This is a genomic window from Bacillus sp. cl95, assembly GCF_900115925.1.
In the GTDB taxonomy this organism is placed as follows: domain Bacteria; phylum Bacillota; class Bacilli; order Bacillales; family Cytobacillaceae; genus Neobacillus_A.
This window is the reverse complement of record NZ_FOYF01000004.1, coordinates 326,359-349,627: the sequence shown is the minus strand read 5'-3', so window position 1 is coordinate 349,627 and position 23,269 is coordinate 326,359. Positions and strand designations below refer to the sequence as shown.

22 protein-coding genes are annotated in these 23,269 nt (G+C 39.1%); 15 read left to right on the top strand and 7 right to left on the bottom strand.

What is annotated here, in order from left to right; translation table 11 throughout:
* Window positions 1–14 precede the first annotated feature (14 nt).
* From BMZ31_RS13765 to BMZ31_RS13755, 3 genes are all read left to right on the top strand, one after another.
* A complete protein-coding gene (locus BMZ31_RS13765; RefSeq protein WP_090832358.1) occupies window positions 15–1,277 on the top strand; it encodes an ABC transporter substrate-binding protein in 1,263 nt (420 codons plus the stop codon).
* A gap of 143 nt (window positions 1,278–1,420) precedes the next feature.
* Entirely contained in the window at window positions 1,421–2,320 is a 900-nt protein-coding gene (locus BMZ31_RS13760) for a carbohydrate ABC transporter permease (protein ID WP_090832356.1), read from the top strand.
* Window positions 2,321–2,331: 11 nt separating this feature from the next.
* Window positions 2,332–3,159: a carbohydrate ABC transporter permease gene (locus tag BMZ31_RS13755; RefSeq protein ID WP_090832354.1), complete on the top strand. Its 828-nt coding sequence runs from the start codon at window positions 2,332–2,334 to the stop codon at window positions 3,157–3,159.
* Window positions 3,160–3,203: 44 nt separating this feature from the next.
* On the opposite strand, the gene putP is transcribed toward BMZ31_RS13755, so the two are convergent.
* Window positions 3,204–4,697, bottom strand: a complete 1,494-nt coding sequence (putP, locus tag BMZ31_RS13750; protein ID WP_090832352.1) for a sodium/proline symporter PutP — start codon at window positions 4,695–4,697, stop codon at window positions 3,204–3,206.
* Window positions 4,698–4,917: 220 nt separating this feature from the next.
* Here putP and BMZ31_RS13745 point away from each other — a divergent pair, with 220 nt between their 5' ends.
* Complete coding sequence (locus tag BMZ31_RS13745) at window positions 4,918–5,460, top strand: thioredoxin family protein (protein ID WP_090832349.1); 543 nt, start codon at window positions 4,918–4,920, stop codon at window positions 5,458–5,460.
* Window positions 5,461–5,495: 35 nt separating this feature from the next.
* Here BMZ31_RS13745 and plsY read toward each other — a convergent pair whose 3' ends face one another.
* Entirely contained in the window at window positions 5,496–6,122 is a 627-nt protein-coding gene (gene plsY / locus BMZ31_RS13740) for a glycerol-3-phosphate 1-O-acyltransferase PlsY (RefSeq protein WP_090832347.1), read from the bottom strand.
* Window positions 6,123–6,348: 226 nt separating this feature from the next.
* Between plsY and BMZ31_RS20755 the strand changes: the two genes are divergently transcribed.
* The 4 genes from BMZ31_RS20755 to BMZ31_RS13725 all read left to right on the top strand — a co-directional run bounded on the left by BMZ31_RS20755 (window position 6,349) and on the right by BMZ31_RS13725 (window position 9,157).
* Window positions 6,349–6,816, top strand: a complete 468-nt coding sequence (locus tag BMZ31_RS20755; RefSeq protein ID WP_254778813.1) for a DUF4405 domain-containing protein — start codon at window positions 6,349–6,351, stop codon at window positions 6,814–6,816.
* A gap of 43 nt (window positions 6,817–6,859) precedes the next feature.
* On the top strand, window positions 6,860–7,177 hold the full coding sequence (locus tag BMZ31_RS20750) for a hypothetical protein (RefSeq protein WP_254778811.1): 318 nt from the start codon (window positions 6,860–6,862) through the stop codon (window positions 7,175–7,177).
* A 270-nt stretch (window positions 7,178–7,447) separates the two neighbouring features.
* Window positions 7,448–8,380 carry a diacylglycerol kinase gene (locus tag BMZ31_RS13730; RefSeq protein ID WP_090832345.1) on the top strand — a complete coding sequence of 311 codons (933 nt, stop codon included), beginning with the start codon at window positions 7,448–7,450 and terminating at the stop codon, window positions 8,378–8,380.
* A gap of 219 nt (window positions 8,381–8,599) precedes the next feature.
* Complete coding sequence (locus BMZ31_RS13725; protein WP_090832343.1) at window positions 8,600–9,157, top strand: cysteine hydrolase family protein; 558 nt, start codon at window positions 8,600–8,602, stop codon at window positions 9,155–9,157.
* Between the two features lie 502 nt (window positions 9,158–9,659).
* Here BMZ31_RS13725 and BMZ31_RS13720 read toward each other — a convergent pair.
* Window positions 9,660–10,184 (bottom strand): dihydrofolate reductase family protein, encoded by a 525-nt coding sequence (locus BMZ31_RS13720; protein ID WP_090832341.1) that lies wholly within the window; start codon window positions 10,182–10,184, stop codon window positions 9,660–9,662.
* 304 nt (window positions 10,185–10,488) lie between these two features.
* On the opposite strand from BMZ31_RS13720, the gene BMZ31_RS13715 reads away from it, so the two are divergent.
* Together BMZ31_RS13715 and BMZ31_RS13710 are read left to right on the top strand one after the other, a co-directional pair.
* Complete coding sequence (locus BMZ31_RS13715) at window positions 10,489–11,955, top strand: nicotinate phosphoribosyltransferase (RefSeq protein ID WP_090832340.1); 1,467 nt, start codon at window positions 10,489–10,491, stop codon at window positions 11,953–11,955.
* A gap of 22 nt (window positions 11,956–11,977) precedes the next feature.
* The gene (locus tag BMZ31_RS13710; RefSeq protein ID WP_090832338.1) at window positions 11,978–12,334 is read left to right on the top strand and encodes a cupin; all 357 of its coding nucleotides are present in this window, start codon (window positions 11,978–11,980) and stop codon (window positions 12,332–12,334) included.
* 205 nt (window positions 12,335–12,539) lie between these two features.
* Here BMZ31_RS13710 and BMZ31_RS13705 read toward each other — a convergent pair whose 3' ends face one another.
* On the bottom strand, window positions 12,540–12,878 hold the full coding sequence (locus BMZ31_RS13705; RefSeq protein ID WP_090832336.1) for a hypothetical protein: 339 nt from the start codon (window positions 12,876–12,878) through the stop codon (window positions 12,540–12,542).
* Window positions 12,879–13,080: 202 nt separating this feature from the next.
* Between BMZ31_RS13705 and rlmD the strand changes: the two genes are divergently transcribed.
* Window positions 13,081–14,454, top strand: a complete 1,374-nt coding sequence (rlmD, locus tag BMZ31_RS13700; protein ID WP_090832334.1) for a 23S rRNA (uracil(1939)-C(5))-methyltransferase RlmD — start codon at window positions 13,081–13,083, stop codon at window positions 14,452–14,454.
* 117 nt (window positions 14,455–14,571) lie between these two features.
* Complete coding sequence (locus BMZ31_RS13695; RefSeq protein WP_090832332.1) at window positions 14,572–15,084, top strand: YehS family protein; 513 nt, start codon at window positions 14,572–14,574, stop codon at window positions 15,082–15,084.
* 77 nt (window positions 15,085–15,161) lie between these two features.
* Here BMZ31_RS13695 and BMZ31_RS13690 read toward each other — a convergent pair whose 3' ends face one another.
* A complete protein-coding gene (locus BMZ31_RS13690) occupies window positions 15,162–16,181 on the bottom strand; it encodes a DUF3231 family protein (protein WP_090832331.1) in 1,020 nt (339 codons plus the stop codon).
* A 392-nt stretch (window positions 16,182–16,573) separates the two neighbouring features.
* On the opposite strand from BMZ31_RS13690, the gene BMZ31_RS13685 reads away from it, so the two are divergent.
* A complete protein-coding gene (locus tag BMZ31_RS13685) occupies window positions 16,574–17,281 on the top strand; it encodes a M48 family metallopeptidase (protein WP_090832329.1) in 708 nt (235 codons plus the stop codon).
* 630 nt (window positions 17,282–17,911) lie between these two features.
* Entirely contained in the window at window positions 17,912–19,840 is a 1,929-nt protein-coding gene (gene abc-f, locus BMZ31_RS13680) for a ribosomal protection-like ABC-F family protein (RefSeq protein WP_090832328.1), read from the top strand.
* Between the two features lie 326 nt (window positions 19,841–20,166).
* On the opposite strand, the gene BMZ31_RS20070 is transcribed toward abc-f, so the two are convergent.
* Together BMZ31_RS20070 and BMZ31_RS13675 are read right to left on the bottom strand one after the other, a co-directional pair.
* Entirely contained in the window at window positions 20,167–20,322 is a 156-nt protein-coding gene (locus BMZ31_RS20070; RefSeq protein ID WP_139205952.1) for a type II toxin-antitoxin system antitoxin, read from the bottom strand.
* 12 nt (window positions 20,323–20,334) lie between these two features.
* Entirely contained in the window at window positions 20,335–21,201 is an 867-nt protein-coding gene (locus tag BMZ31_RS13675) for an SPFH domain-containing protein (protein ID WP_090832326.1), read from the bottom strand.
* A 472-nt stretch (window positions 21,202–21,673) separates the two neighbouring features.
* On the opposite strand from BMZ31_RS13675, the gene BMZ31_RS13670 reads away from it, so the two are divergent.
* Window positions 21,674–22,924: an MFS transporter gene (locus tag BMZ31_RS13670; protein ID WP_090832324.1), complete on the top strand. Its 1,251-nt coding sequence runs from the start codon at window positions 21,674–21,676 to the stop codon at window positions 22,922–22,924.
* Window positions 22,925–23,269: the final 345 nt, after the last annotated feature.

Below are 23,269 nucleotides of genomic sequence, written 5' to 3'. Positions count from 1 at the left end.
AGGGGTAAATAATCATGGCAAGAAAGAAATGGCTCGCAACTCTGGGTTTGTCCACAATGATAATTGGAAGTATGCTAACAGGATGCAGCGGGGATGAAACATCCTCCAAGCCTACAGAAGGGAAAAAAGGTGAAAAGGTAGAAATTACACTTGCAGGTTGGGGTTCATCTCCAGAAGAAGCCGAATTGTTAAAACAAGTTCTCGCAGATTTTGAAACGAAATACCCAACCATTAAGGTAAAGCATGAAGTCATCGCGGATCAATATATGGATGTGTTGAAAACACGCTTGATTGGTGGAGAAGGCCCGGATGTTTTTTATCTGGATGCTTTTGAAGCACCAGGCATGATTGAAACAGGCGTATTGGAGCCTCTTGATGAATATGAAGATAAAAACTTTGATAAGGCTGATTTTGAAAAACCATTGTTAGAGGCTTTCCAAAAGGATGGTAAAACTTATGGATTCCCGAAAGGCTACTCAACATTAGCTTTATTTTATAACAAAAAAATGCTTGCTGATGCAGGGGTTGAAGTACCAAAAACTTGGGATGAGCTTCGTGAGGCTTCTAAGAAGCTGACTAAAGGTACAGAGGTCTATGGGTTTGGTCAAAATCCAGAACTTGCACGCACATATTTTATTGCTGAATCCAAGGGTGGTAAAGTCGTTAAAGATGATAAAGCAAATTTCACGGATCCAAAAGTGTTAGAAGGATTACAGCCATATGTTGATCAAGCGCTAATCGAAAAAACGGCTGCACAGCCAAACCAAGTAGGAGCAGGTTGGACAGGAGAAATGTTTGGACAAGGAAAAGCAGCTATGGTTATCGAAGGAAACTGGGCAATCCCTTTCCTTCAAAACACATTTAAAGACATTGATTTTGGAACAGCAGAAGTACCTACAATCGATGGTAAGAAGGGTACCATGGCATTCACAGTATCTTATTCTATGAATGTTGCATCTACAAAGAAGGAAGCTTCATGGAAACTGATTTCCTACCTGACTGGCAAAGAAGGTATGGAAAAATGGACAAGTAAAGGTTTTGAACTGCCTTCCCGTAAATCTGTTGCAGAAAAGCTTGGCTATGATAAAGATGAACTTCGCGGTGCGTTAGTTGCCGGAGCTCCTTATTCTACGGTTTGGTCACAAGGTGTGAATTTGCCGATCATTTTCACAAACTTTAATAACCAATTTACAAGCGCTTACCTTGGCGAACAATCGTTAAAGGATGCGTTAGAAAAGGCAGAGAAAACAGCGAATAAAGAAATCGAAAACAAGTAATAGAAAGGGGCTTTATGTACGATGGATCGTACGTAAAGCCCTATCCTAAACTTTGCAACTCTTTCTGGCGATGTTACGACGTCGCCAGAAAGAGTTACAGAAGAAGAGGGACAATCGTTTGAAATGAGAGGGAGTTGGTAGGTGTGAACAGAAAGGTTTCAAAAAAGGCATTACGAGAAACGGGACAGGGATATTTGTTTATGTCTCCAACATTGTTTGTACTATTGTTATTTGTAATTGGTCCCATATTTTATGCCATTTTTTTATCTTTTCATAAAGTTCAGCTGCTAGGCAACACGAGCTTTGAATTCGTCGGTCTTGATAATTTTAGTAAGATTGTCGATGACGAAAGAGCAAGAATTGCACTTTGGAATACAGCGAAGTATGTGTTGATTGTTGTTCCGCTTCAAACCTTTTTAGCCCTTGTACTAGCTGCATCTCTCAATGCAGGACTAAAAGGTGAAAAGTTCTTCCGGATCGTTTACTTTTTACCTACACTGACATCTTCAGCGGTGTTAACGCTAATTTTCATGTGGATGTACAATCAAAATGGTTTGATTAATAAGATTCTCGATGTGATTGGCTTACCAACCTACAACTGGCTTGGTGATCCGCAAGTGGCCCTGAATGCAATCATGTTCATGAATATTTGGTCGACCGCTCCGTTTTTCATGGTCATTTATTTGGCTGCATTGCAGGGAATACCAGATTCTTTGTATGAAGCAGCCGATTTGGATGGTGCCAATGCGATTCAGAAATTCTTTTATATTACGGTTCCGAATTTAAGACCTGTGACATCGTTCGTGGTAATCATGGGCATTATCGGCACCTTTCAGTTATTTGACCAATCCTATATTTTCTCGGCAGGTTCTGGTGGACCGAATAACTCTACCCTCACCGTTGTATTATTAGTCTATCAATATGCGTTTAAGAACTTGGGTACATTAGGTTACGCAGCAGCCTTAGCCTTCGCGCTCGCAATCGTCATTCTAATTGCGACATTATTGCAACGAAAATTCTCCAAAGAGGAATCTCTTTATTAGGAGGGGACAAGATGAAGAAAAGCATAGGTTTTGGAAAAGGATTGTTGTACACGATATTAATCGTTTATGCGGTTGTCACTCTTATACCTTTTTTATGGGCGATGTCCTCATCGTTTAAGACGTTAGAAGAAATTGTAAGTGGTACTATTAATTTTATTCCAAAGAATTTTACATTTGATAATTATAAAACCATTTTCTTAGAACAAGAGTTATTTCCGAGATGGCTTTTCAATAGTTTGTTTGTTGGGGTATCTGTGACACTATTAAACTTGTTGTTTAATTCGATGGCCGGTTATGCATTAGCACGCTTAACATTCCCAGGTAAGCAAACATTATTTATTGTAATCCTCGCTATCTTGATGATTCCTGGACAGGTAACGATGATTCCCAATTACTTGATACTAAAGGAAATCGGTTGGTTAAATTCTTATCAGGGTTTAATTATTCCTGGTATGATTAATGCCACATTTATTTTCATGATGCGTCAATTTTTTATCAATTTTCCAAAAGAATTGGAAGAAGCCGCTGCACTCGACGGTCTGGGGAGGTTCGGAACATTTTTCCGGATCGTTATGCCGATGGCTCGTCCGGCATTGGCAGCTCAAGCAATTTTCGTCTTTATGGGTTCCTGGAACAACTTTATGGGTCCTTTGATTATCATTTCCGATCCTGAGCTGTTCACACTCCCGATCGGCTTAAACACATTTAAGGGACAATATATCAGCTATTGGAACTATATCATGGCCGCCTCTATGGTATTCACCCTTCCAGTTCTTTTGCTATACGCCTTCTTTAATAAGTATTTCTTGAAGGGTGTCGCGTTTACAGGTGATAAATAGACACGAAAAAACCGCAGTTTTATTCTCTGCGGTTTTGTTTGTTTCTACTCTTCCTTCAATAAGCGTAAGCTTTCGTTGAAGTCTTTTTCAATGTCAGCATTTGGTTTGTAAGTGATAAGGCTGACAACAATGGATACGATTAAACTAAGCACGAATCCAGGAACGATTTCATATAAATCTTGTCCTAACAATGCTTTACCTAATTCGTAGTTTTTCCAAACAATGACCGTTACAGCTCCAACGATCATACCAGAAACAGCGCCCCAGTTTGTCATCTTTCTCCAGAACAAGCTTAGTAAGATGACTGGACCAAAAGAAGCACCAAAACCTGCCCAAGCATATGCAACAAGTTCAAGGATTGTGCTGTCTTGATCCATTGCAAGCAATCCAGCCACAACAGAAACAACTAATACAGCCATACGGCCAAGGAAAACGAGTTCTTTATCTTTTGCGTCTTTTCGAAGCAAGATTTTATATAGGTCCTCAATCAAAGCTGACGATGTTACGATAAGTTGTGAAGAAATTGTGCTCATGACAGCTGCCAGCACAGCTGCAAGTAAGAAACCAGCAAACAATGGATGAAATAGGATTTGTCCTAATTCAATGAAAATAGCTTCAGGGTTTTCTAACGTGTAATTCGTATGTTTAGCAAAGAAGGCAATACCGACTAACGCTGTAAAGATGGTCCCGAGCAATGAGAAAATCATCCAGCCCATACCAATTCGGCGTGCACTTTTTGTTTCTTTTACAGTATTGATCGCCATAAAGCGAACGATGATATGTGGTTGACCGAAATATCCAAGTCCCCAAGCCATCGCGGAAATGGTACCAATCAATGTTGTACCTTTAAAGAAGTCTAATAGAGTTGGGTCCACCATACGAATGGTATCAAACGTTTCAGCAGGACCTCCTGTTTTAAAGATGCCAATTGCAGGTACTAGCAATAGTGCCACTACCATCATCAAACCTTGAATGAAATCCGTATAACTTACGGCCAGGAACCCGCCGAAAAGGGTGTAGGCAACAACTACTCCAGAAACGATGAATAATCCTGTGTAATAGTTAGTCCCAAATGAGCTTTCGAAGAATACCGCTCCTGATACCATTCCGGAAGATACATAGAATGTAAAGAAAACGAGAATTACAATCCCCGAAACAATTCGAAGTAGTTTCGTATTGTCTTTAAAACGATTTTCCAAGTAACTTGGAATCGTGATGGAATCATTCGCCACTTGGGTGTAAGAACGAAGGCGAGGTGCTACTAAAAGCCAGTTTAAATATGCACCGATTGTCAAACCCACAGCAATCCAAGCATCCGCTAAACCGCTTACGTAAATTCCGCCAGGCAATCCCATTAACAGCCATCCGCTCATATCTGCAGCACCAGCACTAAGCGCTGTAACAGCAGGACCTAATGAACGTCCCCCTAGCATGTAGTCAGTGAGATTGCTTGTCTTCCGATAAGCGTACCAGCCGATCAGAAGCATTCCGACCATGTAAATGCCAATTGAAATAAGTTGATACATTTCGTTTGTCATTTATTTTCCCCCTTTGTCATGTTGAAAAGTAATTTAAGTAAAATTTAATAAATAAAAAATATTCTTTCTTCTTTATTTATAAACTAATTTTTATTTAGTAGTCAATATTGATATTCTACTAGAATAGCAATTCGCTATAGTAGAAAAGTATCAGGGGAATGTAAAGATAAAGGATTTAAAGAGTGCTATGTAGAAAAGATAAAGCAAGGAGCGTGAGGAAATGAAATTAAATGAATGGTTCGAAAAAGGAATGACTATTGAACAGTATGTGGAGTCCATGAAGGTGAATAAAGAAGAAATGCTCGGCATTTACGAGAATTTTACAGTGGATGAAGCTTTTTTGAACATGAATTTTAGCAACAAGCGTGTAATTGTCTTGACCGAAGATTGGTGTGGAGATGCAATGCTTAATAACGCCATTCTTATGAAAATTGCAAGCAGTATACGCTTGGATATGCGCTTTTTGGCAAGAGATGAAAATTTAGAATTAATGGATCAATATTTAACGAATGGCACTTCAAGAGCCATTCCTATCTATATTTTTATCAATGAAGATGGTAGTGAGTTTGGAGTGTGGGGTCCGCGAGCTGATAAAGTTCAAGCATTGGTAGAAGAAGGGCGTCTAACTTTGCCAGATAAGGAATCAGCCGAATTCCCTGAAAAGCAAAAAGAGTTCTACACAAATTTGATGTCCCTTTACAGAAATGACAGAGACATTTGGCGTGAAGTGGAGAAAAGTATCATGAGAGTATTGAATAAATAGTAAAAACCGACTAAATAGCCGGTCGATTAGATAGTTTATTTGCCGATCGTATTTCCTTTTGGGGGGATACGATCTTTTTTTAGGTTCTTATCATTGATTTTAGGTTCAATATCAAGGAAGAAATTACGGATATTGGAGCGATGAAGGACGATTAAGAAGATGCTAAAAATCGAAAATATCCATTCGTAATGCTGGTTATTCATAAATAATGAATAAGCAAGAAGCACAAGTCCCACTGAAATCGATCCAAAGAAAACATACTTGGTTAGATAGATAACCAGGAAGAAAGATAAGTAGGCCACCAGCAGCATCCAAATGTTTGCAACAAGTAGAGCACCAGCTGTAGTAGCAATGGCTTTGCCGCCCCTAAAGCCAGCGAAGATTGGAAAGCAATGGCCTACAACGGCAATCAATCCAAAATATAGCGGGTCAGCTTCAATTGCAAAGAATTGAGGAAGTAGTGCTGCCAACACGCCTTTGTCAACATCCACTATGAGTACGAAAATAGCAGCCTTCTTACCTAGGACCCTGAGAGTATTCGTAGCTCCAGGGTTGTGACTGCCGTGGTCACGAATATCAATATCAAAAACTAGTTTGCCAACAATAAGTGCGGTCGGGATGCTGCCTATCAAATAAGCGGCTAGCAGCAAAATCCAAATCATATAAATCCATCCTTTAGTTTTTTCTAGATTATATTCCTAGAGTGGAGGCTTGTATTCTAGGAATTAAATTAATTTTATCATGATAGAAACAACATTTGTTCGAATAATTAAAATATTTACATTTCAGTCTGAGTATGTACCAAATAAGGTAAAGTTCTGACATTCTCCTGACACAATCTTTTTTTATGATTAGCCTTAATCATAAGATAGAAGGAGAATGAGAGAAATGTTAACAAGAATAACAAAGATTAAGGCAGGATTGGACAGCTTGATGGCCATTACGTTTGTTCTATTATTTAATAAGATGGTTTTGGGAGGACTAGCCTTTCACGAAATAGCTGGATTAGTTATTGTTGCTCCTTTCATTGTGCATATCCTACTCAATGCGGAGTGGGTGAAAAAAGTGACGTATAAGCTTTTTGACCGCAAGCTGCCAGCCAAGACTCGTTTTGGCTATTTCTTAAACATATTGCTTTTAATAGCGATGATTTTTGTTATTGTCAGTGGAATTTTGATTTCCCATGTAGTGTTTCCAAACATAAATATCGCAAACGAACCTTGGTTTAAGGTATCCCATATATCGGTTTCGTTTTTAACTCTCTTATTGGTCGGTTTACATGTAGGGCTTCATTGGCAATGGGTTATGAATGTTTCAAATCCTAGTTATTCTCATCTTGCTATTTGGACTATATGAAATGTATGCCACTAATTTTGTTGGAAAAGTGGGTGGTTTAGGAATGACGTTTGATCTATCCTCTGCACCACAACCATTGGATGGCGAACATGATGATTTCGGCAAACGACCGATGATGGAAATGGGAGGGGGAAGTCTCGACGAAAGGTTTCATCACCCTGATGGAAGTCATGAAGGTGGTGGTAGAGGAGGTCAATTCGAAAGTGTCAATCCAATAGCTGTAATTATCGCCCATTTAGGTTTAATGTCTGTCTTCATAATAGGAATCTATTACATGGAAAAACTGATTATACGATGGAAAAGAAGAAAAAAGATCAGCAATGAGAAGATTGTAGGAACAGTAGAACCCACTCAAAGCTAAAGGTAGGTACGGCAAGAATCTATAACTGAAAAATCAAAAAGGTTCTAAAGAAGATCATAACTCGTCTGTTGGCGGGTTCTTTCTTTTTTCTTGGAAAAATGGTTCGATAGGTATATGATTATAGACGGCTGTAAATGGCATAATATATTTTATGCAATCATGACAATCTTGCAGGTGCAGTCAGCATGAGATATGATGGTAATGAATGGAATTCAAAATGTTTTATTGTATTTGAAAATGAGAATTACTTTACTAATAGGATGATGAATTATGAAGAGAGCTAGAATCATTTATAATCCAACTTCAGGTCGTGAGCTTTTTAAAAAGAATTTGGCAGATGTTTTGCAGAAGCTTGAAGAAGCAGGTTATGAAACAAGTTGCCATGCTACGACTGGATTGGGAGATGCTACAAAAGCAGCGAACCTGGCTGTTGAACGCCGTTATGACCTTGTCATTGCTGCCGGTGGTGATGGAACGATTCATGAAGTAGTGAACGGAATGGCTGAAAAGGAATATCGTCCAAAGCTCGGAATCATTCCGATGGGAACGACGAACGACTTTGCACGCGCACTTCATATTCCCCGTGATATTGAAGCAGCCACTAATATTATAATAAAAGGTGACACGATTCCGATTGATATTGGACGCATCAATGAGAAATACTTCATCAATATTGCCGGTGGTGGACGAATCACCGAACTTACTTATGAAGTTCCTAGCAAGTTAAAAACGATGTTAGGGCAACTAGCCTACTATTTAAAAGGTGTGGAAATGTTACCTTCTATCAAATCAACTGAAGTAAGCATTGAGTATGATGGAAAGTTGTTTGAAGGAGAAGCGATGCTGTTCCTTGTAGGTTTGACAAACTCCATTGGCGGTTTCGAGAAACTTGCTCCTGATGCATCCATAAACGATGGCCTGTTTTCATTGTTAATCTTGAAGAAAACCAATCTTGCTGATTTTATTAAGGTGGCAACGTTGGCGATTCGTGGTGAGCATGTAAAAGACCCGAACGTCATTTACACACAGGCAAATCATATTAAGGTGAAATCGACTGAAAAGGTTCAGTTGAACCTTGATGGCGAATTCGGAGGATTGCTTCCTGCTGAATTCGAAAATCTTTACCGTCACTTTGAAGTGTTTGTCCCAATCGATAACATTCGACCAGAAGACAAGCCGACTGATTGGACACCATCTAGATAAATGAAAAAATACGAACCGTTCCTTAAGGAACGGTTTTTTGTTTTTTCTGACAATAAACCATGTTAGTATGAAGAGGAGATTCTTGTTTTTCAGAATTGAAAGGTGTGGTGAAATATGGGGATGATGAAAAAATATTTCAAAAGAACAATTAAAAAAATATTGTTGAAGGGGATTAAAAAGTTTTTCAAATAATTTCCCTTAATAATGGAGGAATGAGAGTTGGAGAAAACAGCACTTCTAATCATTGATGCCCAAGTGGGGATTATCGAGGGAACCAAAAGCACCCCAGTTTATAGGAAAGAAAATCTTTTGAAAATCATGGGGGAAATCATTGGAACGGCAAGGTCACTTAATGTTCCGTTAGTCTATATTCAAGATTTGGATGTAGCCGATCCCAGTTGTGATGACTTTCAAATTCATTCTTACATTGCACCGATTGAATCAGACAAAATCATTACAAAAAAAGCAACGGATGCTTTCCATTTAACGGGATTAAATGAATATTTGATTGAAAAGGGAATTTTTCATCTGGTAGTGGTTGGCTGCAAAACCGAATATTGCGTGGATAGTACATGTAGACGCGCAACCACGTTAGGCTTTGATGTAACACTTGTGTCTGATGGACACTCTACAACAGACAATAAAGTCTTAAATGCTGAGAAAATCATTGCCCATCATAACTGCAATCTTCATGGCCTTGATAATGTTAACCATTTTATTATGGTGCGTTCTTCTGAGGAAAACGTGTTCGACCACAAGCACTTGGAATATAAATGAAAATATATAAGACCAATAGTCAGGTTCTCTGACTATTGGTCTTTATTTCTAGATAAGAAAGTATAAAAATTTAACGGAGATAGCTGTCTAGCTCCAGCGCCCAGCCAGTTTTCATCTAAGGATATGCTTCTCCGAATATCTTGCGGAGAGCATGACCTTTAGGTGATGCTTGGAGCAACTCGGGGTTGTTTCCTAAGGCCGAAACAACCTTAATTGTTTTCTAAAGCCAAAACAATTTTGGTCATAAGCCAAATCGCTCCAGAAATCAGGACAAGGAACGCTTCGGTAGCATCATCATCGCACGAAGAAAAGGCGATAGCACAAGGAAAGCTTCCATGAATTCACATCGCACGAAATGATGCGATAGCATCATGAGGATTTTCGAGGATGAACTGCGCGCTTCGTCTTATGCCTGTCGGGGCTGAACACAAAGGAAAGCTACTTGGAAATACATCGCAGGCACAAGTGTTCTTTACTTGTGCCGAGGGCGCTTTCGCTTTTCTTATTTTACATAATGGTTTTGAACCATGCTTCCATAACGTTTCGTTTCTTTTAGGTGAAGCTGGATTTCTGGATTGCCTTCTTTAAAAAGTGGGATGCCGTTTCCGAGAAGGACAGGGGCATGAGTGATGATGTATTCGTCTACAAGATCCTTTTTCATGAAGGCATCAAGCAGTTGGCTTCCTCCAATCAACCAAATGTTTTTCCCTTCTTCCTTTTTCAACCTTTTCGTAAAAGTAACGACATCCTCGTTTATAAATTCAATCGCTTCATGCATGGCAGATGTATCTGAGGTGAAAACATAACTCTTTCGATCGGCATGAGGGTATTTGTTTTCGGTCATTTCCATCAAATGATCATAGGTTGACTTCCCCATGATGAGGGCATCCGTGCTTTCGTAGAAATCAGCAAAACCATTATCGCCTTCTCCCTCTGCTTCAAATAGCCAATTTAAACTTCCTTCTGTTGTTGCAATGTAACCGTCGAGGCTTGTAGCGATGAATAGAACTATCTTTCTATCTGCCATGGGAAACTTTCCTCCTTTTTTCTGAAGAACTATCTTTCCATGATATACAATATCAAGATGCAGTAAAAGTCTGTTAAGTGTTATTTTCGTTTGCAGTAGTAGGGAAAAGACAAGTAGTGCGATGAAAAGGATATTTTGTAGTATTTAGAGAATACATATGTAAGGAATGACCAGAAAAGTAAAGGGGACAGTCATGAATAGGCCCTCATCCATTTGCCGAATCCTTAGATGTAGAAGTTTTATAAATATAGATTTGGCTATAATGGTTAAATAGTCGATAGAAAAAATGCCCGGAGGATTTTAGATGAAACATATTTATCAAGACGACAGCATGATGCTCCATACGGATTTATATCAAATTAACATGGTTGAAACATACTGGCGTGACGGTGTACATAACAAGAAAGCTGTATTTGAATTGTTTTTCCGTAAGCTTCCATTCGGAAATGGTTATGCGATTTTTGCTGGTCTAGAGCGAGTGATTCAATATATCAAAGATTTTCGTTTTTCAGAAGATGACCTTGATTATTTGAAAAATGAAGTCGGGTATTCAGACGATTATTTACAGTATTTAAGAGAGCTCAAATTCACAGGTGCGATTCGTGCAATGAAAGAAGGAGAACTTGTTTTTGCCAATGTACCGATGCTGAGAATTGATGCTCCGCTTGGTGAAGCTCAGCTTCTTGAGACTGCGCTCTTGAATATCATAAACTATCAAACGTTGATTGCGACAAAAGCTTCGAGAATGAAGCAGGTCGTTAAAGACGAAGTAGCCATGGAGTTTGGCACCCGTAGAGCACAGGAAATGGATGCAGCCCTTTGGGGAGCACGTGCTTCTTATTTGGCAGGATTTGACGCAACAAGTAATGTTCGCGCTGGAAAGCTATTTCATATACCTGTTTCAGGAACGCATGCCCATGCACTTGTACAAGCTTATAAAGATGAATACATGGCGTTCCGCAAATATGCGGAGACACATAAAGATTGCGTCTTTTTGGTAGATACATACGATACGCTGAGGTCTGGGGTGCCAAATGCGATTAGGGTTGCGAAAGAAATGGGAGATAAGATTCATTTTAAAGGCATCCGTCTTGATAGCGGTGACCTTGCCTATCTATCGAAAGAGGCACGCAAGCTGCTGGATGATGCTGGGTTCCCTGATGCAAAAATTGTGGCTTCAAGCGATTTGGACGAGTATACAATTCTGCATTTGAAGGCTCAAGGAGCAAGGATTGACAGCTGGGGAATTGGAACGAAACTAATTACAGCATTTGATCAGGCTGCACTAGGTGCGGTTTATAAGCTTGTCTCGATAGAGAATGAAAATGGTGAAATGGAAGATACCATCAAAATTTCTTCCAATCCTGAAAAAGTGACAACACCAGGCAAGAAGAAAGTGTATCGCATCATAAATAATGCTAATGGGCGTTCAGAGGGAGATTACATCTCTCTTGAAGATGAACAGCCGCAACAGGAGAAACGTCTAAAAATGTTCCATCCAACTCACACGTATATCAGCAAATTTGTTACTGATTTTACGGCGAAAGATTTGCACAGTGATATCTTTGTGAACGGTCAATATGTCTACGAAATTCCTTGTCTTGAGGAATCTAGAGGTTATGTGCAAGAAAATCTTGGTATGCTTTGGGAAGAGTACAAGCGCACGATGAATCCTGAAGAATACCCGGTAGATTTAAGTCAAAAATGTTGGGATAACAAGATGAAGAATATTGAAGAGGTAAAAGCGAAAGTGGATGCAATGAAAAACTAGATATGTTGAAGGGGAGAGATATATGAAAATATTTCGATTTGATCTAGGTGTCGGAAGAAAAATAGATAAATTCGACTCTAATTTTATTATGTCCCGTATTTCAGTTGTAGAGGGACGTGTCCATATCGGATGCATGCATCTTGAAGCAGAAGGATTGATTGGTAGGCATGAGGCACCCATTCCGCAATTACTGTTGATTATGAACGGAGCGGGCCAGGTAAGTGGTGAGGATGGAGAACGAGTAAATGTCCAGTCTGGAGATGCTGTTTTCTGGACACAAGGGGAAAGTCATGAAACGGTCAGTCAAAATGGATTGACTGCGATTGTAATCGAAGGAGAAAATTTAGATCCGGCGGCTTTCATGCCGGTGAAAGAATAGAAAAAAGCGTACGAACCATTTGTAAAATGGTTTCGTGCGCTTTTTCTGTTAACCAGTAATTTCGTTTATTTTTGTTTAAAAAAATCTACGAAAGCATGGTAAATCTCAATACCCTGATAGGTGAGCATACTGGTTGCAGTTAAAGAGAAAAGGCCAATAAACACAAAGCGGATCCACATATTATTTCCTCCCTTAATGAAAATGTTTAGATTTTCAAAGCGGGAGAGAATCTCACATAATTGGACTGATAAAAGACAGTCGTCAGAAAAGTAAGTTTAACTTTAATAGGTTTTCTACGGTTTGTGTTCAAGAGTTTGGGACCATTGGCAAAGAGCAGAACAACGGCGATGGCGACCAGATAAAAGAGATGCTTTTTTTCATCGTCTTTCCACTTGAGCTCTCCGGGACTTTCGTCAATAACGACAATGGCACCATTATTAATCTTGTGTTGAGCCTTCACAGCCACGTCTGATGCGGACATGAAAATGGTGAAGGCGTAAAAGGCCAGGAGCATGATGATGGAGAGCCAAAATGATTTCTTCATCCAAATCTCCCTCCTTTTATGAAGATTGTTATAATCATATACACTTTCTTTATGTTTGAAAACTGAAAGAATCTGACATGATTTTCAAAAATGTCGCATGAGCAGACCTGTCTTATGCGGCATCACTTCGCAATCATCACCGCTTTATGTTACAATCTTGCTAGTCAAAACGGACGGAATCCATCAGCAAAGGAAGATTAGAATGAGCAGAACTTTACCGGTTCAAAAGAACGATTATATAGAGGCTTTGGTTGAAGACTTGACCCACGACGGTGCAGGTGTGGCGAAAATTGACGGATATCCACTTTTTATCATGGGAGCTTTGCCCGGAGAAAAGGTGAATGTAAAAATCATTAAGACGAACAAGAGCTATGGTGTCGGAAAACTAATTGAAATTCACGAAGAAAGTCCATTTAGAGTTAAAGTCGTTGAGGCAGAAGCGCATAAGTATGGAGGCTGTCAGCTTCAACACATTAGCTATGAAGGTCAATTGAAGTTCAAAGAAAATCAAGTACGTCAAGTTATGGCACGAATTGGGAAACTTGAGAATGTGACCATCCATCCAATTCTAGGAATGGATAATCCTTGGCATTATCGAAACAAAGCGCAAGTTCCAGTCGGTGAAAAAGATGGAAAGTTGATTGCTGGCTTTTTTAAACCGCGCAGTCATGAAATAGTTGATACAAATGAAAGTCTCATTCAACTTCCAGAAGTAAATGAAGCCATTCAGGCAGCTAAGGAAATTTGCGGTGACCTTGGAATTCCTGCTTATAACGAAGAAACGCATAAAGGTGTGTTACGACACATCATGGCGCGTTTTGGTAATGAAACAGGAGAGTTGATGGTTGTATTAGTTACTAGAACAGCTGAACTTCCTCACCAAGAAAAAATAATTGAAGAACTTCAAACTCGTCTGCCTCATTTGAAATCGATTGTCCATAATGTTAATTCCAAACGGACGAATGTCATTTTAGGTGAAAAGACGAACGTCATCTGGGGCGACGAAGTAATTTACGATACGATTGGTGAAGTAAAGTTCGCGATATCTGCCCGATCTTTTTATCAAGTCAATCCAGTTCAAACAAAAGTGCTGTATGACAAAGCTTTGGAATATGCAGGCTTAACGGGCGGGGAAAATGTCATCGATGCATATTGTGGAATCGGTACTATTTCTTTATTTTTAGCTGAAAAAGCAAAGAAAGTATTTGGGGTGGAAATCGTTCCTGAAGCCATTGAGGATGCGAAGAGAAATGCCACATTGAACGGCATTGCAAATGCTGAATTTGCTGTTGGAGAAGCCGAAGTGGTTATCCCTTCTTGGTATAAAGAAGGGAACGAAGCGGATGTATTGGTGGTCGATCCGCCAAGAAAGGGCTGCGATGAGGCACTCCTGCAAACCATTATTTCCATGAAACCGAAGAAAGTCGTTTATGTGTCTTGTAACCCTGGAACATTGGCACGGGACTTAAGGATATTAGAAGACGGCGGTTATAAAACTGTTGAAATCCAGCCGGTTGATATGTTCCCACAGACCATGCATGTAGAGTGCTGTGCGCTGGTAGAATTGGCTGAATAAATAGCAGAAAGTTCGAGAGTGGCTTTAGAGGATTCTCGGACTTTTGTCTTCTTTGATGCCATTTCGTCATTTTTGAAATAGCTATACAAAAAAACAAATATTATAGGAGGTTTATGGATGGATAATAACGATATTTTAATTCGATTACGATATGCGCTTGAAATAAAAAATGCAGAAATAGCCAAGATTTTTAAACTTGGCGGTGTGGAAGTAACCGTGCCGGAAGTGGTAAAGATACTTACAAAGTCAAGTGACGGTTACGACGATGATGATTATGCAGAGGATGAAGAGAATATTAAATGCAATAATGTTATGTTGGATTCATTCTTAAATGGCTTAATCATTTATAAAAGAGGAAAGCAAGAGCCTAAGCCAGGACAACCTGAGACACCAGAACCGGCTCTTAGGAAAAGCGCAAACGTCAATAATCTCCTGTTAAAGAAAGTGAAAATTGCTCTGGCTTTAACAACTGAGGATATGCTTAATATATTTGCAGATGCAGGAATCGCGGTAACAAAAGGAGAACTTGGCGCTTTATTAAGAAAAGAAGGTCATAAGAATTATAAAGAGTGCGGAGATAAATTCGCGAGGAATTTCTTAAAGGGACTAGCTATTAAATATAGGGAATAGTGAATAGTGAATAGTGCTTGACCCTTGATGCATTAATGAGTTTATGCATTAAGGGTCATCTATTTTGAAGTGCATTTTCAAGTCTTTTCTTTCGAAAGTTTTTCCCGATCTAAATAATGTGGGGGCTGTTCCAACCACCCTCGTTCAATCATGATGTTTATTCCGTCTGCTCCATAAGCTAGGGCTTTTGCGATGAACTTTTCAAACATCAACCCAAGATCTCTTCTCATTGATACGGCAAGACTTGCTCCATAGGCTGCATTACCAATACTTGAAAGAGATCCCAATATGAAAAGCATCAGTTGATTGGAAAATGGAGCAGTCGTTGAATTCGTAACACTAGCATCCCAGTTGGTAGCAGGTGGTACATCACTTTCAAGCAAAATGTTATAAATATCACTTAAAATGTTGGAACACAAATGTTTGCCACGCAAAAAATGACTGCTAATCTCTTCGTCATCGGTAACCTGTGCAAATCCGATACAAACTTGATTGCCGATATGGTTGTGGAGTAGAGTGTGGAACAATTGTGATACTTCTATCCCCAGTAATGGTCTGGTGTGTCCGAGCCATCCATTTAAGAAAGACTTCTTTTCTACAAAATCTACTTGATCCGGGTATGTCATGTGGGGTGGGCGAATGTACACCCCTTTTTGGAGCATTACTTGGATAATATCGTCGTACATCTTCAGTGTATCCGCGAGAAAACGAGAATATAAATCGCGTATATCCTTACGGGATGCCATTGCGATATCACCTGCATGTGCAACCAATCCAAATTTATTCACATGTATCAAATACTGCAGATAAAATACATCCGAGAATAATTTGGGTGATTTCCTTATCACATGCTTTGCAACAGGGAAGCCTATAGGCTGTACAATTTCCTCTTTTTTAAATAATTCTTGAATATCATTAAGATGTTTCTGTGAAGCTTCTAAGTTTTGGTTTAGTAATTCCGCTACTTCTGGATCTGAAACTGTATCCACAAAATGTGTAAGGAGACAGGCTGACATACTGGCGTATATGTAGGTATTCCAAAGGCTTGCAATTTCAGTACTCGTCAATTTAATGAATCTATCCTTTTCAATAGTCATTAAGAACCTCCCATGAGTCCGACTAAAATAAAAGTAAATACTAAAAAAATTACAGGAGATACAACTTCAACATTCTTTCGGTAGTGTATCCCAATGCTGCTATTCTTATGATGCTACCTAAATAATTGGTGGCTCTTTTCTAATAGATTTTTGTTTTCTGAATATGTTTTATGAAAACAAACAATTAATAAAAATGTTGATTGGAGCGGTATGTACGAGATTTTTAGGAATCCTCCATTATGCTATCGCATCATTTCGTACGCTGAAAGCGAGCATCCTGCAGCTAAAATCAACCACTATTTTCTTTTTTTAAATTTTAAATAGCAACAAAGTTACAAAAACAAACAGCCTAATAAATAAACGATAATTTAGTAAGATTATAAGGTGATGACATGATACATACCTATGCAGGTGAGACAATACGTCTAGAGATAAAGTATAAGAATCGAACATCCTTCGGCATGACGATTGACCAATTTGGGAATGTTGAAGTCCAGGCCCCGAAAGGGACACCAAACGAAAAGGTAATTGAGCTGATAGAAGAAAAATGGGATTTGATTCAGCAAAAATTAAAAGAAATGAAGGTAAGGATGAGTGGGCCACAGGAGAAGGTCTATGATCATAGTGAGAGCTTTCTTTATCTAGGAAATACCTATCCTATTCAGATATTTCATGATCTAGATATCCAGCAAGATCATGTAGTTTTTAAAGGAAATCAGTTGCATATTTTTGTTAGGCAGCTCGAGGATGAAAAAGTCAAGCAAGCTTTAAAACGTTTTTATTATCAGCAGTGCAAGTCCCTAGTAGAGAAGAGTATCTCGTCCTTTCAAAGCAATTTTAAAACAAAACCACGTTCTATTCGTATTAATGATAGTAAGACTACTTGGGGAACTTGTGATTCAAGACTGCAGTTAACTTTTAATTGGAAGCTGGCAATGGCTCCACAGAAGGTCATCGACTACGTGGTCGTTCACGAAATGTGCCATATGGTCCATCTGAATCACGACCGTTCCTTCTGGCGTCTCGTGGGAAGTATCATGCCAGACTATAAAGAACAGGAAAACTGGTTAGCAGTTTCGAGTTGGAAAATGACTGTTTAAATGGGAACGTTACTTCCGTGTATTTGACACAGAAGTAACGTTTCTTTGTATTAGGCTCTGTTTTTAATATGTAAAATTATCCAAATTTATCATTTACAATAAAATGAAAAAATGAGATAATAAAGGAAATTCCGGAGGAGGGAAGTAAGTTTATGATGCCATCTAATTGCTAATATTAATTTATTTTAAAATTAATATGGATTTTGTAATGAGTGTAAATTCGCCTAATTATTTTAGGTTTATTTGTTATGCTCTTTATGAATCAGGCAATTAAGAAGGTAACTTACTTTACTGATATCGAGATTATAATTTATAGGATATTTCATGAGTTCTATGAGATATTCCGCCAGTTTTTTAGATATTGCTGGTGCGAAGTATATAGGCATTATAATGTGCTTTTTCAACATGTGCATTTTTTGTTTGATTTGCTTCCGTTAAATTATATTCACTGACTATTTAGACTGTAAGAAGATACCCTCTTCTTGTGGTCTTTTTTATTTTGGCTATTTGTTGTTTCGGAAATCAATGGGGAAGTTCAACAGAGCCGTACAAATAAATAGTATTGAAAGTCTTCTTTACCCTGTCCATAAGGTGCATAACTTTAGATTATGGATGAAAGAAGGAATTTTCATGTTAGAAATGAAACTAAACGGTATTAAGAAATTTAGGGAAGCCACGCTTGTGGTTAACAATATAACTTTTGAAGCTTATGAGGGAGAGAAGGTTGGCATCGTTGGTGCAAACGGAAGCGGCAAGAGCACGATTCTTAAACTAATTGCGGGAATTGAACCGATGAATTACTATCCAGGTTACCCGCAAACTTCCAGCCCTGGATATGATGAAGGTCTGATTCACTTGCCGAGAAATGCGACAAAGGCATATCTTGAACAATCACCTGTGTATCCAAAAGGTTTAAAGGTTCTAGATGTTTTAAATATGGCATTTGAAGAAATTGACAGTATCGAGAGTCAAATGCGCGATTTAGAGGAGCAAATGAAAATATTAGTAGATGCTGCACTGGAAAAAGCCTTGAAAAAATACAGTGATCTCGTTCAATTATTCGAAGTAAAGGGCGGATACGAACGTGAGGAAAAATTAAGCAAGGTTTGCACGGGGCTTAATTTTACCCAAAGCTTTTTAGACAAGGATTTTGATTTATTAAGCGGTGGTGAAAAAACCACGGTCGTACTCGGAAAGCTCTTAATTCATAATCCAGACATATTGTTATTGGATGAGCCAACGAATCATCTCGATATGAAGTCCATTGAATGGCTTGAAGGATATCTGAAGAACTATAAAGGGATTGTCATTATCGTGTCCCATGATCGATATTTTCTGGACAATGTAGTTTCGAAAGTCGTGGAGATAGAGGATATGGAATCAATAACATATAAAGGGAACTATTCTTCTTTTATTAGTCAAAAAGAAGAAAATATGCGAATTCAATATGAGCATTTTAGAGAGCAACAAAAAAGGGTCAATAACATGGAAAAGCAGGTTATGAGTCTGAGAGACTGGGCGATGAGGGCTGATAACAATAAGTTCTTCAGGAGAGCTGCTAGTATTCAAAAAAAGCTCGATAAAATGGCTCGGATCGATAAACCTATTTTTGAAAGACGAAACATGAGACTGGATTTCAAAGCTGCTGGGCGTTCCGGAAATGAAACCATCAAGGCAATCGGTCTCTCTAAAAGCTATGAAGATAAAGTAATTCTAAAAAATACAGATTTAATGATTCATTATGGTGAAAGAGTAGGTCTAATTGGTCCTAACGGTAGCGGTAAAACCACCTTCCTAAAGATGCTTTTAGGGGAAGAACAGCCGGATAAGGGAGTGGTGGAACTTGGAGCAAATGTAATGGCGGCTTATTTGCCACAGAAAATTACTTTTAATAATGAAGAGGATACGTTGCTGCAATGCTTCAGAGAAGATATTTCCATAGTGGAGGGGAAAGCGAGGGAATACCTCTCTAAATTCATGTTCTATAAAGGAAGTGTCTTCAAAAAAGTAAAGCATTTGTCAGGAGGAGAACGCATCAGGCTAAAGTTAGCGATGCTGCTATTTCAAGATATCAACTTATTGATACTCGATGAGCCGACAAACCACCTTGATATCGATTCCATTGAAACTCTTGAGGAAGCGCTAGAAGACTTTAAAGGTACGATATTCTTTATCTCCCATGACCGATATTTTATCAATAAAATTGGTGAAAGGATCATCGCTGTAGAGGATCATTCATTAAAAAGCTATCCTGGAAATTATGATGATTATAAAATCGAAAAAGAGAAGATGAGCCAACAGGATAGCAAAGCCCCAATTGTAAAAGCTGAAAAAGCAAAGAAACAAAAAAATAATTCAGACGTGATCAATCAGGAAGCAGCAAAGGTAAAGGCATTATCAAGGATTGAAAATCTTGAAAATGCAATAAAAGAGATAGATATAGCTATGGCAGCTAATCAAATGGATCATGAGGAGCTTAATAAGCTCTATGGAAGGAAACTTGGCTTAAGTGACGAATTGGATTCTGTTATGAATGATTGGTTGAATTTGGGGAGCTAAAACAGAAAGTATCGTGATTTTGGATGTCCCAATACAAAACAGGCTGCTTATTTAAGTAGCCTGTTTTTGTTTCTAGATAAGAAAGATTAAAATTTATCGAAGATAACTGTCTAGCTTCAGCGCCCAGCCCCTCGGGGTTGTTTCCTAAAGCCGAAACAACCTTGGTCATAAGCCAAATCGCTTCAGAAATCAGGACAAGGAACGCTTCGGCAGCATTAACATCGCACGAAGAAAAAGCGGTAGCTTTTTCGAGGATGACTGCGCGCTTCGTCTTATGCCTGTCGGGGCTGAACAGAGCGCTTGCGCTTTTCTTATTGGAAGCGTAGTTATTCCTTTTTCAACCTACCGTTTTCTTTTAGTGCTTTTTTCAATAGAAGCTCAATCTGGGCGTTTACGCTCCGGAAATCGTCTGCCGCCCACTTTTCAAGTGCCTCGTACGTCTTTTGGTCGATTCGCAGCAGGAATCTTTTCTTTTCTGACACACTATCACAACCTTAGTAAATCGTTCCTGTATTGACGACAGGCTGATTGCCTTTTTCAGATACTAAAGCCACCATTAAATTATTGACCATTTGTGCTTTCTTTTCTTCATCCAGGTCAACGACACCTTCACTGCTAAGCTGTTCAATAGCTGATTTCACCATGCCTACCGCACCGTCTACAATCACTTTACGTGCAGCAAGAACTGCTTTTGCCTGTTGTCTTTGGAGCATGGAGGACGCTATTTCGCTCGCATAAGCGAGATGCATAATACGTGCTTCGATAATCTCGACACCAGCGACTTTAAGTCTTGCTTGCAAATCCTTCGTTAGTTCTTCACCAATCTCATCTGAGTGCTGACGAAGCGAAATTTCATAATCATTGTTGAAATTATCATAAGGGTACTGGCTGGCAATATGTCTAAGTCCCGTTTCGCTCTGAGTGTGGACAAATCTCTTATAATCCTCTACATCAAAAACTGCCTTTGCAGAATCAAAGACTCTATATACTACAACCGCTGCGATTTCTATTGGATTTCCTTCTAGATCATTGACCTTCAGTTTATCACTGTTAAAGTTAATGACCCTGAGTGAAACTGTTTTCTTAACCGTCATAGGTACGGAGAGCCAAAATCCTTCTTGTCTGATTACGCCAAGATAACTGCCGAAAAGCGTCAACACTTTTGCTTGATTGGGCTGGATTACAGTAAAACCAGAAAGCAACAGGAAAGATAATATACCTAGCAACCCCCCAATTACCAACATGGCAGGATTTCCTTCACTGCTGAACTGGGTCAGAAAATAAGCTGTACCAGCAAGAAAAATAATCAGCAAGCCAACACCAGCGAAACCATTCATCTTAAACACCACTTTTTCTTTCATCCCATTCCCTCCAATTATTATTGATACTATTATGATATCACTTTGATGTCAGTTTGATAACAAATTTTGGAATTATTTATAAAATGTAGATTGCCAAACAGTAACTTTTTTGCAGGAATAAGATTGATTTCCAATTATCAAATTAGGAGCATGGGGCCCTCCCGTGTTCCTTTTGGGAGCACAAGAACTGTCGCTGTGTTTTAATACCCCGTATGTTATTGATTAAAATTTTATTATCATGTAGTATTAGGATACTAATTTACGGAAGGGTGACCAAAGGGCGATGATCAAATAATCCTTATTGAGAAAATCATTCGTAAAATGAATTTGATACGAGCATTTTCTGGATTGGATTAGTCTTTCCTTTTGAGAACAAAATTTTAATGATGGAGTTACCTTTAGCAGGGGATGTTCTGTACTTTTGTTATCAAGATGAAGCTTCCTGTCCAGAAATGGAATAGGAGGTTTTTTTATGTCAGAAATAACGAATGAACAAAAATTAGGCATGGGGGCAATGTTTCAGAATCAGGTAATCAGGACGATTTTGCTGTCCGTGTTATTTCTTCAGATTGGGATTTGGGTACGGAACTATTCAATTCTTTTATATGTAATTGAAAAAACAAATGAGAATCCGGTAGCGGTTTCGATGATTTCAGTAGCCGAATTCGCTCCGATCTTCCTGTTTTCTTTTATAGGTGGTACGTTTGCCGACAGGTGGCTGCCGAAGAAGACGATGATCTGGTGTGATCTGTTAAGTGCGGTATCTGTGTTTGTTGTACTTCTTACATTATTTTTTGGAAGCTGGAAGGTGATTTTTTTTGCGACGCTAGTGTCGTCGATCCTTTCACAGTTTTCACAGCCGGCAGGGATGAAGCTTTTTAAGCTTTATGTACCCGCTGAGCTTGTCCAGATGGGCATGTCTATGTACCAAACTGTTTTTGCACTATTTATGATCCTGGGTCCGATTATTGGAACCTTTGTCTACGAGCAATTTGGCATCATGGCTGCTGTAGCTGTCATGGGCATTGCGTTTCTCTGCTCGGCAGCTGTCTTGCTGATGCTTCCTGCAGACCCAAAAACGGTGCAAGAGAAGCGTGAAACATCCTTGATGCAGGAAATGAAGGATGGCTTCCGCTACGTACTGAACAGCAAGCACCTAACATTGCTGGGTGGTACGTTTGCTGCAGCAGGGCTCGCAATTGGATTGACGCAGCCCCTTGGTGTATTTTTGATTACAGAGAGACTTGGACTTCCTAAGGAAGATTTACAATGGTTGATGGCTGCATTCGGAGTCGGCATGATTCTCGGCGGTGGTATTACAGTAGGTATATCTAGAAAGGTGCCGCCGCAACTGCTTCTGGCGATTGGCTTGACAGCAAGCGCGATTGGATTTGTCGGAATGGGAATGTCAACAGCCTTCTGGCTGACCTTGACAGCACAATTTTTCTCAGGCTTGTTTATGCCTTGCATTCACATTGGAATCAATACTATGATCCTGCAAAACACAGAAGAGGCTTTCATCGGAAGAGTTAATGGCATTTTAAACCCGGTATTCATGGGAGCAATGGTCATCACCATGTCAGCGTCCGGGTGGCTAAAATCTCATCTATCTATTGTGTATATGTATGAAGCTTCTGCTCTTTTGCTGCTGGTTGGAATTGTAGTACTGTTGCCTTTGATGAAAAAAGAAGCATCAGCCAATCGTTTAAAGGGAGAAGTATAATAATGAGGCGTACAGAAAATCAGTCTGTACGTCTTTTTTTGGTCTAGGAAATTACAAAATAAATTAATGTGGATAACTTTCTACGATTTTCTAATAATCCAGCTCTAGCGCCCAGCCCCTCGGGGTTGTTTCCTAATGCCGAAACAACCCCGAGGGGCTAAACAGGGCGTTTGCGCCTTTTGTTCGTTATGGTCCGGATAATGGTAATTAGGTAGTTTTACTATTGTGCTTTTGACATTCATGCTCGAAAAATACTTTTAATATGAAGCTGAAACACATGGCATGAGGGAGCTGGAGTTGAGAAAAGCTGTAGTTTTTTATAAATAGTAGACATGAAAAATGGTC

Bases quoted from the DNA above. Each gene is read 5' to 3' on its own strand.
- BMZ31_RS13765 (WP_090832358.1), top strand. From the start codon at position 15: ATGGCAAGAAAGAAATGGCTCGCAACTCTGGGTTTGTCCACAATGATA.
- BMZ31_RS13755 (WP_090832354.1), top strand. From the start codon at position 2,332: ATGAAGAAAAGCATAGGTTTTGGAAAAGGATTGTTGTACACGATATTA.
- putP (WP_090832352.1), bottom strand. From the start codon at position 4,697: ATGACAAACGAAATGTATCAACTTATTTCAATTGGCATTTACATGGTC.
- BMZ31_RS13745 (WP_090832349.1), top strand. From the start codon at position 4,918: ATGAAATTAAATGAATGGTTCGAAAAAGGAATGACTATTGAACAGTAT.
- plsY (WP_090832347.1), bottom strand. From the start codon at position 6,122: ATGATTTGGATTTTGCTGCTAGCCGCTTATTTGATAGGCAGCATCCCG.
- BMZ31_RS20755 (WP_254778813.1), top strand. From the start codon at position 6,349: ATGTTAACAAGAATAACAAAGATTAAGGCAGGATTGGACAGCTTGATG.
- BMZ31_RS20750 (WP_254778811.1), top strand. From the start codon at position 6,860: ATGACGTTTGATCTATCCTCTGCACCACAACCATTGGATGGCGAACAT.
- BMZ31_RS13730 (WP_090832345.1), top strand. From the start codon at position 7,448: ATGAAGAGAGCTAGAATCATTTATAATCCAACTTCAGGTCGTGAGCTT.
- BMZ31_RS13720 (WP_090832341.1), bottom strand. From the start codon at position 10,184: ATGGCAGATAGAAAGATAGTTCTATTCATCGCTACAAGCCTCGACGGT.
- BMZ31_RS13715 (WP_090832340.1), top strand. From the start codon at position 10,489: ATGAAACATATTTATCAAGACGACAGCATGATGCTCCATACGGATTTA.
- BMZ31_RS13710 (WP_090832338.1), top strand. From the start codon at position 11,978: ATGAAAATATTTCGATTTGATCTAGGTGTCGGAAGAAAAATAGATAAA.
- BMZ31_RS13705 (WP_090832336.1), bottom strand. From the start codon at position 12,878: ATGAAGAAATCATTTTGGCTCTCCATCATCATGCTCCTGGCCTTTTAC.
- rlmD (WP_090832334.1), top strand. From the start codon at position 13,081: ATGAGCAGAACTTTACCGGTTCAAAAGAACGATTATATAGAGGCTTTG.
- BMZ31_RS13695 (WP_090832332.1), top strand. From the start codon at position 14,572: ATGGATAATAACGATATTTTAATTCGATTACGATATGCGCTTGAAATA.
- BMZ31_RS13690 (WP_090832331.1), bottom strand. From the start codon at position 16,181: ATGACTATTGAAAAGGATAGATTCATTAAATTGACGAGTACTGAAATT.
- BMZ31_RS13685 (WP_090832329.1), top strand. From the start codon at position 16,574: ATGATACATACCTATGCAGGTGAGACAATACGTCTAGAGATAAAGTAT.
- abc-f (WP_090832328.1), top strand. From the start codon at position 17,912: ATGTTAGAAATGAAACTAAACGGTATTAAGAAATTTAGGGAAGCCACG.
- BMZ31_RS13675 (WP_090832326.1), bottom strand. From the start codon at position 21,201: ATGAAAGAAAAAGTGGTGTTTAAGATGAATGGTTTCGCTGGTGTTGGC.
- BMZ31_RS13670 (WP_090832324.1), top strand. From the start codon at position 21,674: ATGTCAGAAATAACGAATGAACAAAAATTAGGCATGGGGGCAATGTTT.